The organism is Streptomyces bullii, assembly GCF_042657145.1.
In the GTDB taxonomy this organism is placed as follows: domain Bacteria; phylum Actinomycetota; class Actinomycetes; order Streptomycetales; family Streptomycetaceae; genus Streptomyces; species Streptomyces bullii.
Genome location: NZ_JBHSNY010000011.1, coordinates 328,641 through 338,837, shown reverse-complemented (window position 1 = coordinate 338,837; position 10,197 = coordinate 328,641). Strand labels below are relative to the sequence as shown.

The 10,197-nt window shown below is 69.7% G+C and carries 9 protein-coding genes and 1 pseudogene; 1 reads left to right on the top strand and 9 read right to left on the bottom strand.

Annotated features, from left to right (window positions below; translation table 11 throughout):
• Positions 1-123: 123 nt before the first annotated feature.
• Positions 124-330 (bottom strand): annotated as a pseudogene (locus tag ACFPZJ_RS30650) (hypothetical protein); the annotation flags it as partial.
• A gap of 466 nt (positions 331-796) precedes the next feature.
• On the opposite strand from ACFPZJ_RS30650, the gene ACFPZJ_RS30645 reads away from it, so the two are divergent.
• A complete protein-coding gene (locus ACFPZJ_RS30645; protein WP_215153574.1) occupies positions 797-2,851 on the top strand; it encodes an alpha-L-fucosidase in 2,055 nt (684 codons plus the stop codon).
• Between the two features lie 150 nt (positions 2,852-3,001).
• On the opposite strand, the gene ACFPZJ_RS30640 is transcribed toward ACFPZJ_RS30645, so the two are convergent.
• Genes ACFPZJ_RS30640 through ACFPZJ_RS30605 form a run of 8 tightly spaced genes read right to left on the bottom strand, consistent with a single transcriptional unit; the run spans position 3,002 to position 10,188 of the window.
• On the bottom strand, positions 3,002-3,637 hold the full coding sequence (locus tag ACFPZJ_RS30640) for a LutC/YkgG family protein (RefSeq protein WP_381028317.1): 636 nt from the start codon (positions 3,635-3,637) through the stop codon (positions 3,002-3,004).
• A complete protein-coding gene (locus ACFPZJ_RS30635; protein ID WP_381028315.1) occupies positions 3,634-5,133 on the bottom strand; it encodes a LutB/LldF family L-lactate oxidation iron-sulfur protein in 1,500 nt (499 codons plus the stop codon). The genes ACFPZJ_RS30640 and ACFPZJ_RS30635 overlap by 4 nt, the downstream gene beginning before the upstream one ends.
• Entirely contained in the window at positions 5,130-5,870 is a 741-nt protein-coding gene (locus tag ACFPZJ_RS30630; RefSeq protein WP_215153577.1) for a (Fe-S)-binding protein, read from the bottom strand. Before ACFPZJ_RS30630 ends, ACFPZJ_RS30635 begins: the two co-directional genes overlap by 4 nt.
• Entirely contained in the window at positions 5,861-6,778 is a 918-nt protein-coding gene (locus ACFPZJ_RS30625; protein ID WP_381028314.1) for an amidohydrolase family protein, read from the bottom strand. The genes ACFPZJ_RS30630 and ACFPZJ_RS30625 overlap by 10 nt, the downstream gene beginning before the upstream one ends.
• Positions 6,766-7,077 carry an L-rhamnose mutarotase gene (locus ACFPZJ_RS30620; RefSeq protein WP_381028311.1) on the bottom strand — a complete coding sequence of 104 codons (312 nt, stop codon included), beginning with the start codon at positions 7,075-7,077 and terminating at the stop codon, positions 6,766-6,768. The genes ACFPZJ_RS30625 and ACFPZJ_RS30620 overlap by 13 nt, the downstream gene beginning before the upstream one ends.
• Positions 7,074-8,084, bottom strand: coding sequence for an aldo/keto reductase (locus ACFPZJ_RS30615; RefSeq protein WP_381028309.1), 1,011 nt, complete (start codon positions 8,082-8,084; stop codon positions 7,074-7,076). The genes ACFPZJ_RS30620 and ACFPZJ_RS30615 overlap by 4 nt, the downstream gene beginning before the upstream one ends.
• Positions 8,081-8,854: an SDR family NAD(P)-dependent oxidoreductase gene (locus ACFPZJ_RS30610; protein WP_215153580.1), complete on the bottom strand. Its 774-nt coding sequence runs from the start codon at positions 8,852-8,854 to the stop codon at positions 8,081-8,083. The genes ACFPZJ_RS30615 and ACFPZJ_RS30610 overlap by 4 nt, the downstream gene beginning before the upstream one ends.
• Positions 8,851-10,188 (bottom strand): L-fuconate dehydratase, encoded by a 1,338-nt coding sequence (locus tag ACFPZJ_RS30605; protein ID WP_215153581.1) that lies wholly within the window; start codon positions 10,186-10,188, stop codon positions 8,851-8,853. The genes ACFPZJ_RS30610 and ACFPZJ_RS30605 overlap by 4 nt, the downstream gene beginning before the upstream one ends.
• Positions 10,189-10,197 lie beyond the last annotated feature (9 nt).

Below are 10,197 nucleotides of genomic sequence, written 5' to 3'. Positions count from 1 at the left end.
CGCGACCCGCGTCGCCACCGACCAGCTCAACGCCCGCGCCCGACCCTGGATCTGGGGCAGACCCGCACCACCCACCAGGCGCTTACACCGCCGATATGTGTACATCCTTTGAGGAACGCAGCACTAGTTCTTGGACGGCACCTTCGGCATTCCCGGGAACGGCAGCCACAGCGCACCGAAGGCCTCCGCCGGGACCGCGGTCTCGCGGGAGGAGCCGATGGGGCAGCCGCCGAGGAAGTGGGCCGTGAGGGGAGTCCCCACCAACTTGCCGACGTGCGACCCCGCGACCCCATTGATCTCGGCCGCGATGGCCGACGCGCCCTCCGAAGCCTCCCCTGTCAGGTACGCCCAGGAGCTCGTGGCGGGCATCGCTCATGCCGCCCTGGAGATGCTCGATACCGCCCATCTTGCGGTCGAGGATCCACGAGCCCTGAGGGCGGTGCTCCAGGCCCGTCTGGACAGGGTCGACACTCGGGCGCTTCAGGGGTTCCGCCGCTCGACTGAGCCGGTCAGCATGGGCTCTGGCTCGGATCGGGAAGAGTGGAACATCAAGAGATCCGATGTGTGGCGGGTTCCTGAGGCTTGAGGGTGGCCTTCAAGGCTCGGCAGGCCTCTAGGAATCGCCTGTCTATAGTGCTGCTTTGGTTGAATCTCCGTCCCAGCTCTAGACGCGGCCACCTTCGTGCTTCTATAAACCCATCCGATGTCTTCTTTAGGGCGACGCGAAGCATGGCCGTCGTGTCGGCGTTCCGCTCCTGACGCCCTGTCATCCCCCCTTGACCCATGGAGCCGCACCATGTCCTCTGCCTCCCTCAGCAGACGCTCTCTGATGAAGGCCGCCGCCCTTGCCGGAGGAGTGGCGGCCTTCGGGCTGCCCCAGGCCCTGTGGCCCTCCACCGCCGAGGCGTACACCGTCCCCTCGAAGATGGACTGGTGGTACCAGGCCAGGTTCGGGATGTTCATCCACTTCGGGTCGTACTCGTACCTCGGCCAGGGCGAGTGGGCGTTCGACAGCCAGCAGTGGAGCAAGGCGGACTACCAGACCCAGGTCACCAAGAACTTCAACCCGACCCAGTTCAACGCCGCCACCATCGCCGAACTGGCCAAGAACGCCGGCATGAGGTACCTCGTGATCACCGCCAAGCACCACGAGGGCTACGCGATGTGGAACTCCGACGTGGCGGGCTTCACCGACACCACGGGCACCAAGCAGTACAACCTGCGCGACTACAACGGCATCCAGACCGACCTGCTCATGGACCTCAAGACGGAATGCGAGAGCCGTGGCATCAAGTTCTGCCTCTACTACTCGATCCTCGACTGGAACCACCCGTCCCAGACCGACCGCCACGAGAGCGGTCTCACCACGATGTCCTCTCAGGCCGCCCGCACCGCCTACATCGCCGACATGAAGGCACAGCTTCAGGAACTGCTGGACCGCTACGACCCGGCACTGCTGTGGTTCGACGGCGACTGGTTCGACGAGCCCTCCAGCCCCACACTGCAAGACTGGTGGCTGACATCGGACGGCGAAGACCTGTACGACTGGCTGATCGCCCGCAAGCCCGACCTCATCGTCAACGAACGGGTCAAGCGGGACCACGGCCTCGGCGACTACGCGGTCGCGGAGTTCGCGATACCCAGCACGCCGATGGGCCGCCCGTGGGAGCGGTGCGCAACCATGAACGGCTCCTGGGGTTACGACGCGTCGAAGGAGAATTCCTACAGATCAGTCACGGACATCGTTCGAGAGCTCGTGACGGTCGTCTCCCGGGACGGCAACCACCTGCTGAACATCGGTCCCAAGGGCGACGGCTCGGTCACCGCGGGAACGCAGACGGTCCTGAACGGCCTGGCCTCGTGGATGTCGACGTACAGCGACAGCATTCACGGCACCAGCGGCAGCCCGTTCGCCGCGGAACCCGCCTGGGGGAAGGTCACCAAGAAGAACGGCAAGCTCTTCGCCCACGTCTTCACTTGGCCCACGAACGGGCAGCTGCGGATCCCGGCGATCGACAACAGGATCAACCGCGTCTATCTGCTGAACAACCCCTCGGTCTCGCTCTCGTACACGGTCACCGACCAGATCAACGTCACCGTCCCCGCCACCGCGCCGAACGCCAGCGACTCCGTGGTGTGCGTCGAGGTGCAGGGCATGCCCGTGAGGGTCTCGGCGACGGTATTCCAGAACGTCAACTACGAAGGTGCCCGGGCCGTCCTGCCGCTGGGCGGCTACACCTCCTCCCAGCTGTCCGCCGCCGGCCTGGGACCTGCCATGACCTCCTCCCTCCTGGTGCCCGACGGCTACCAGGTGACGGGCTACTCCGGCGACAACTTCACCGGCACCGCCTGGACGTTCACCTCGAACACCCCCGACCTCCGGGTGACCGGCAACAACGACGTCATCGCCTCGCTGAAGGTGACGTTCAGGCCCGACAAATACTTCAGCCTGACCAATGTCACGAACCACCTGGTGCTGGACAGCGGCGGCAATGTCGCCAGTGGCTCGAACCTGAAGCAGTGGGAGTCGATAGACAACGCCAATCTCCAGTGGCAGGCGATCGAACTCGGGAACGGCTACTACAGGCTCGTCAACCGCACGAACGGCATGGTCGCCGACGGCTGGGGCGCCACCCGCAACGGCGACCCGGCCCGGCAGAAGGCCTGGGACGGCAGCAACACCCAGCAATGGCAGATCGTCCACCGCGGCCAAGGCCAGTACTCCATCGCCAACCGCAGCACGGGACTGGTCCTCGACGGCGGCGGAATGGTCGCCTCAGGGTCCGTGACCAAGCAGTGGACGTGGCAGCAGAGCACCAACCTGCTGTGGACGATCAGGCCTGTTGGCTGACTGGGTCGGTGGCTGCACAAGCGACTCAAGAACACAGCTGAGCGGTCACATCGGATGCGGCGGCGCTGAGGAGCGCCCCCGCCCAGTGACCACAGGACGGTGGACATCTCCCGTCACCCACTCGGCCTCGGGCTGTCCGCCGACGGGCCGCTACGCGTCCTCGACCACGACGATGTCCAGGACGCGCGGCCCGTGCACGCCTTCCACCCGGTCCAGTTCGATGTCGCTGGTGGCCGAGGGGCCGGAGACGAGTGTCAGCGGCCGGTACGGGTCCAGCCGGCTCAGCGCCTCGGGCACGTCGGGGGAGATCTGGCTCGCCCGGACCACGCAGATGTGCTGGTCCGGCAGTAGGGTCAGGGCCCGGCGGCCCTGGCCGGGGCCGTGGTCAAGGGCCACGGTTCCGGTGACGGCGATGGCGGTGGCGACGGTGGTGATTACGGCGTCCGCCGCGTCGAGCTGGTCCACCGTCAGCGGCGGGACGTCCTCCAGCCGCGACCAGGGCCCCTCGGAGACGAGGTCCTCGGAGAGTCCCGGCGGCAGGACCACGGACCGCGCTCCGGTGCGTGTCAGCGCGCGCCCGACGGCGGCCGCGGCACCGGCACTCGGCACACGGACCACCGTGGCTCGGTACTCGGCGGCGCGTTCGGTGAACATCCCGACGGTGTCCGGCCCCGCGTGATCCGCGCGACGTCCGTGCGGGACCGGTACGTCATCGGGGCTCTCAGAGCCCGGCACGTCGCCCAGAGCCGTCCTCACGGCGCTCAGGATGGTCTCGCGGCCGCTCATCGTGCTTCCTTCCCTTCCGCCGTCGTACGGCCTTCGTCTCGTCCGGTCGTTCTCGTACGGCGCCACCAGGCACGCATCGATTCCCGGGCCGGCGCGGGCGCGTCCCGGGTGGCGGACCAGCGGGCGAGGGGACCCGGCAGGAAGCCGATCCGGCCCTCGCGGCCCACGAGTCGGGCCCCGAGGGCGGCGAGCTTCTGGACTGCGGCCAGCCGTCCGGGGGAGGACAGCACGGCGCCCGCGGCCTTCATGGCCAGCGCTTCGCTGGTGGGCAGCAGCCGGGCCGCACGTTTCGCCTCCACGGCCTTGGCGCGCAGATGGACCAGCACTTCAGGGATGTTGATCTTCACGGGGCAGGCGTCGTAGCAGGCACCGCACAGGGTCGAAGCGAAGGGCAGCGAGGCAGCGTTCTCGACGCCGACGAGCTGCGGCGTCAGGACGGCGCCGATCGGGCCGGGGTAGACGGAGCCGTAAGCGTGGCCTCCAGTGCGCTCATACACCGGACAGACGTTCAGGCAGGCCGAGCAGCGGATGCAGTTCAGCGCCTGGCGGCCCACCTCGTCCGCCAGGGTGGCGGTGCGGCCGTTGTCGAGGAGCACCAGGTGGAAGTCCTGGGGGCCGTCGCCCTCGGTGACGCCGGTCCACAGGGAGGTGTACGGGTTCATGCGCTCGCCCGTGGACGAGCGGGGCAGCAGCTGGAGGAAGACGTCCAGGTCGGCGAAGGACGGCAGCACCTTCTCGATACCCATGACGGTGATCAGTGTCTCCGGCAGCGTCAGGCACATCCGCCCGTTGCCCTCCGACTCCACGACCACCACCGTGCCGGTGTCGGCGGCGGCGAAGTTGGCACCGGAGACGGCCACCTTGGCCCGCAGGAACTTCTCCCGCAGATGGAGCCGGGCCGCTTCGGCGAGGTCGTGTGGGTCGTCGGTGAGTTCCTCGGGGGCCGGTCTGCCCCAGTCGCCCATCTGCCGCCGGAAGATCTCCCGGATCTCGGAGCGGCCCCGGTGAATGGCCGGCACGAGGATGTGGGAGGGGCGGTCACCGCCCAACTGCACGATGAGTTCGGCGAGATCGGTCTCATACGCGCGGATGCCGGCGTCGGCGAGTGCCTCGTTGAGGCCGATCTCCTGCGTGGCCATCGACTTGACCTTGACGACCTCCCTTTCGCCGGTCGCCTCCACCAGACCGGTGACGATGCGGTTGGCCTCGGCGGCGTCCGCCGCCCAGTGCACGGTTCCGCCCGCGGCGGTCACCGCCTTCTCCAGCCCCAGGAGATGGTGGTCGAGGTGGCGCAGGGTGTGGCGCTTGATCGTCGCGGCCGTCTCCCGCAGGTCCTCCCAGTCCTCCAGTTCGGCGGCGACCGCGAGGCGCTTGTCGCGGATGGTGCCGGTGGCCCGGCGCAGGTTCGCCCGCAGCCGGGTGTCGGCGAGCGCGCCTCGCGCGGCCTCGGGGAAGGCCGGTGTGCCCAGCCATACGACGTTGTCGGCGCCACTCACCGTGCGTCCCCTTCCGCGGCGGCCAGGATCTCGGCCAGGTGCAGGGTCTCGACGCCGGTGCGGAGCCGGGACAGGCCGCCGCCGATGTGCGTGAGACAGGAGTTGTCGCCGGCGGTCAGAAACTCGGCGCCGGTGTCCAGGACATGGCGCATCTTGTCGGCCAGCATGGCGTTGGAGACGTCGGCGTTCTTCAGCGCGAAGGTGCCGCCGAAGCCGCAGCAGGAGTCGGCGGCGGGCAGTTCGACGAGGTCGATGCCCTTCACCGCGCGCAGCAGCCTGAGCGGCCGGTCGCCGACGCGCAGCATGCGTAGTGAGTGGCAGGTGGGGTGGTAGGTGACGCGGTGCGGGAAGTACGCGCCGACGTCGGTGACGCCGAGCACGTCGACGAGGAGTTCCGACAGTTCGTACACCGTGGGCGCAACCTGCTCGACCGCCTCGGTGAGGGCGGTGTCCCCGTATTGGGCGGCGACCACCTGGTGGTGGTCGCGCACCATGCCGGCGCAGGATCCGGAGGGGGCGACGACGGCGTCGTAGCCTGCGAAGACCTCGGTGAATCGGCGCACCATGGGCAGGGTCTCGGGGCGATAGCCGGTGTTGAAGTGCATCTGGCCGCAGCAGGTCTGAGCCTGCGGGAACTCGACGGTGTGGCCGAGGCGCTCCAGGAGTGCGGTCACCGCCTGGCCAGTGCGCGGGAACATGGTGTCGTTGAAGCAGGTGATGAAGAGGGCTATGCGCATGGTGCTTCCTGGGGTGGGCCCGGCAATCCAATGACGGGCAGGCCGTAGGTCCGTGCGGCGGTGCCGGTGAAGACTTCCTGGCGTTCCGTGGGGGCGAGCCAGGCCGTCAGCTTTTGTGCTGTAGCGATCACTTGGCCGTAGGAGGCAGCGAGCCGGCAGACCGGCCAGTCGGAGCCGAACATCACGCGCTCGGGGCCGAAGGCGTCCAGTACCGTGTCGGCGTACGGCCTGAGGTCCTCGACGGTCCAGGTGCCCCAGTCCGCCTCGGTGACCAGGCCGGAGAGTTTGCAGACGGTGTTGGGCAGGGCGGCGAACCATCGGATCTCCTCGGCCCACGGGTCGACGGCACCGGACACGATGGGCGGCTTGCCCGCGTGGTCCAGGACGAACATGAGTTCCGGCAGGCGCGCGGCGGCCTCGGCTGCGGCCCTGAGTTGATGCGGCTTCACCACGAGGTCGTAGACGAGTCCGGCTTCGGCGACCGCGGTCAGCCCGCGCAGCACGTCGGGGCGCACAAGCCAACGAGGGTCCGGTTCTCCCTGCACCTGATGGCGGATGCCGACCAGGTACTCGCCACCGAAGCTCGCACGCAACCCCGCGAGGGTGTCGGCGACATCGGGGGCGGTCAGGTCGGTCCAGCCGACTACACCGGCGAGCAGATCGCTGGACGCGGCGAGGGCCAGGAACTCCGGTGTCTCCTCCGGCACGGTGATCGTCTGTACCAACATGGTGGCCGAGACTCCAGCGGCATGGGCCTCCGGCGCCAGGTCGGCGAGAGTGAAGTCACGGCGCAGTGAGGCGAGTTCGGGGCCGGTGAGCCAGTCCTGGTCGCGTACCGAGAGCTGCCACACATGATGGTGGGCGTCGACGATGCCCGGCCAGGGATGCGGCACGGTCACAGCTGCCACACCACCGGCAGTGAGGCATCCGCGCCCTCGGCGGAGTAGTCGTGGACGACCTTCAGCAGCTCGGCCATCCGCGCCTGCCAGGCGACGTTGACCGGCAGCTTCTCCAGTTCGGCGATCATCGCCGGGTAGTCTTCGACCTCCAGCAGGTGGAACAGGTCGGTCCCGCTGCGCCAAATCGTCCACTCGCTCGCCCCGGCGGCGCGGATGGCGGCGGTCAGCTCCTCGGGCACCTCCCGGTGCGCCGCCTCGTACTCCTCGACGCGGTCGGCGCGAACCTTGGTGTGCAGGGCGATCCTCATGAGGGCTCCTTCGACGGCGGGGCTACGGGGACGGGGGTGCCCTCGGTGAGCAGCCCCTCGGCGCGCAGCTCGTCCCACAGCGCGTCCGGGATCGGACGGCGCAGCTGCTCGACGGTGTCGCGTACCTCGTCGGCGGAGCGGGCGCCGGTCAGGACGCTCGCGACCGCGGAGTGGCCGAAGGGGAAGCGCAGGGCGGCGGTGCGCAGCGGAACGCCGTGGCGTTCGGCCACCTCCAGCAGGCGCAGCGCGCGGTCGAGCACCGCCCGGGGCGCCGGGGCGTAGTCATATGTGGCGCCCGGCCTCGGATCGGTGAGCAGGCCGGAGTTGAAGACCCCTCCTACGACCACGCTCCGGCCTCCCGCGGCGGCCTCCGGCAGTAGTTCGGCGAGCCCGCCCTGCTCCAGGAGGGTGTAGCGGCCGGCCAGCAGCACCACGTCGATGTCCGTCTCGCGTACGAATCGGGTGGGCAGCGCCGACTGGTTCATACCGATGCCGATGGCTCCCACCACGCCTTCGGTGCGTAGGCGTTCCAGGGCCGGGTACGCCTCGCGCAGGGCCTGCTCGGCATGGTCGTCCGGGTCGTGCAGCAGGGCCACGTCGATCCGGTCGAGGCCGAGGCGGTCCAGGCTCGCCTCCAGCGAGCGCAGCACCCCGTCGGCTGTGAAGTCCCAGACGCGGCGGTGGGTCGCGGAAACGGCGAAGCCGTTCGCGAGGTCGTCGCCGCAGCCGGCCTCCGGGTCGGGGACGAGCAGCCGGCCCACCTTGGTGGAGACGGTGTAGCTGTCCCGGGGGCGGTCGCGCAGGGCCGCGCCGAGCCGCCGTTCAGACAGGCCGAGCCCGTAGTGGGGTGCGGTGTCGAAGGTGCGGATTCCGGCGTTCCAGGCCGCGTCCACGGTGGCGAGGGCGGCCTCGTCGGTGACCGGCTGGTAGAGGTTGCCGATGGCCGCGCACCCGAGCGCGAGTTGCGTGACCCCGACCGCGCTGCGGCCCAGCGTGGTGGTCCTCATGACCGGTCCGCCGGGCGCAGCCGTAGCCCCTGCATGCCGCCGTCCACTGCGAGGGCGGTGCCGGTGACGGACGCCGCGGCGGGACTGGCGAGGTAGATGATGGCGGCTGCCACCTCGTCGGCGGTGACCAGGCGTCCCATGGGCTGGCGGGCGTTGAGCGCGGCGCGTTCGGCGGCCGGGTCGGCGGCGGCGTCGAGCAGGCGGCCGACCCAGGGGGTGTCGGCGGTGCCGGGATTGACGCAGTTGACGCGGATGCCCTCACGGACGTGGTCGGCGGCCATGGCGAGGGTGAGGGACAGCACGGCGCCCTTGCTGGCGGAATACAGGGCGCGCTGTGGCAGTCCCGCGGTGGCTGCGATGGAGCAGGTGTTGACGACGGCCGCAGTGCCCGGACGGGCAGTGGCAGCGCGGCGCAGATGGGGCAGGGCGGCCCGGGTGGTGCGGACCATGCCGAGGACGTTGACGTCCAGGACGCGGTGCCACTGCTCGTCGGGGTTGTCCTCGACGGTACCGATGGCGCCGATGCCGGCGTTGTTGACGAGGATGTCGATGCCGCCCAGCCCGGTGGCCGCGGCCTCCACGGCGGCGCGTACCGAGGTGTCGTCGCTCACATCGGCCTTGAGACCGAGCAACGGCCGGGGCACACCGGCGGGTTCGAGATCGAGGACGACCACCGCCGCGCCCTGCGCGGCCAGCGCGCGGGCCGTGGCGAGCCCGATCCCGGCAGCGCCTCCGGTGACGACGGCTCTGAGACCTGACAGTTCGGTCATGCCGCATCCTCCTGCCCGGCGTGGTAGGCCACCCAGAAGCTCCCGTCCGGGTAGCGGTACTCGGCGATGGACTCCTCGCGCATGGTGGCGGAGAAGCCGGGGGCGAGCGGCGCGGTGTAGTGGCCGTCGCGCATCACCACGGGCGTGGTGAAGTGCTGGTGGAGGTGGTCGACGTACTCGATGACGCGGTTCTCTGTGGTTCCGGACAGGGCCAGGTAGTCGAACATCGACAGGTGCTGCACCAGCTCGCACAGCCCCACCCCGCCGGCGTGCGGGCACACCGGCACCCCGAACTTGGCGGCGAGCAGCAGGATGGCGAGGTTCTCATTGACCCCACCCACCCGGGCGGCGTCGATCTGGAGGACGTCGAGGGCGCCGGCCTGCAGGAGTTGCTTGAAGACGATGCGGTTCTGGACGTGCTCGCCGGTGGCGACCTTGACCGGGGCGACCGCCTTGCGGATCGTGGCGTGGCCGAGGACGTCGTCGGGGCTGGTGGGCTCCTCGATCCAGTACGGGTCGAACTCGGCGAGGGCGCGGGTCCACTCGATCGCCTCGTCGACGTTCCAGCGCTGGTTGGCGTCGATGGCGATGCGGATGCCGTCGCCGACGGCGGCCCGGGCGGTGCGCAGCCGCCGGATGTCGTCGTCCAGGTCGGCGCCGACCTTGAGCTTGATCTGGGTGAACCCGTCGGCGACGGCCTGCTTGGCCAGCCGGGTGAGCTTGTCATCGGAGTAGCCGAGCCAGCCAGGCGAGGTGGTGTAGCCGGGATAACCGCGCTCCAGCAGGATCGTCTCGCGCTCGGCGAGCCCCGTCCGGCCCTCGCGCAGCAGCTTCAGGGCCTCCTCCGGGGTGAGGGCGTCGGCGATGTAGCGGAAGTCGACCTGGGAGACCAGCCACTCGGGTTCTGCGTGGGCGAGCAGCTGCCACAGCGGCTTGCCCTCCCGCTTGGCGGCGAGGTCCCACACGGCGTTCACGACGGCGCCGATCGCCATGTGCATCACGCCCTTCTCGGGGCCGAGCCAGCGCAGCTGGCTGTCCCCGATCAGGTCGCGGCTGAGCGAGCCCGGGTCGGCGCAAAGCTCCGCCACGTCACGCCCCACCACGTGCAGCCGCAGTGCGTTGATCGCGGCCGCCTGGACGTCGTTGCCGCGTCCGATGGTGAAGGTGAAACCGTGGCCTTCGAGCCCGTCACCGGCGTCGGTGCGCAGCACCAGATAGGCGGCGGAGTAGTCGGGGTCCGGGTTCATCGCGTCTGAGCCGTCCAGTTCCCGTGAGGTGGGGAAGCGGACGTCGAAGGTGTCGACCGCGGTGATCCGGGCGGAGGTTGCAGTCAAGGGGGTGCC

Excerpts from the sequence above, each read along its gene's own strand:
- ACFPZJ_RS30645 (WP_215153574.1), top strand. The coding sequence starts at position 797 with ATGTCCTCTGCCTCCCTCAGCAGACGCTCTCTGATGAAGGCCGCCGCC.
- ACFPZJ_RS30640 (WP_381028317.1), bottom strand. The coding sequence starts at position 3,637 with ATGAGCGGCCGCGAGACCATCCTGAGCGCCGTGAGGACGGCTCTGGGC.
- ACFPZJ_RS30630 (WP_215153577.1), bottom strand. The coding sequence starts at position 5,870 with ATGCGCATAGCCCTCTTCATCACCTGCTTCAACGACACCATGTTCCCG.
- ACFPZJ_RS30620 (WP_381028311.1), bottom strand. The coding sequence starts at position 7,077 with ATGAGGATCGCCCTGCACACCAAGGTTCGCGCCGACCGCGTCGAGGAG.
- ACFPZJ_RS30615 (WP_381028309.1), bottom strand. The coding sequence starts at position 8,084 with ATGAGGACCACCACGCTGGGCCGCAGCGCGGTCGGGGTCACGCAACTC.
- ACFPZJ_RS30610 (WP_215153580.1), bottom strand. The coding sequence starts at position 8,854 with ATGACCGAACTGTCAGGTCTCAGAGCCGTCGTCACCGGAGGCGCTGCC.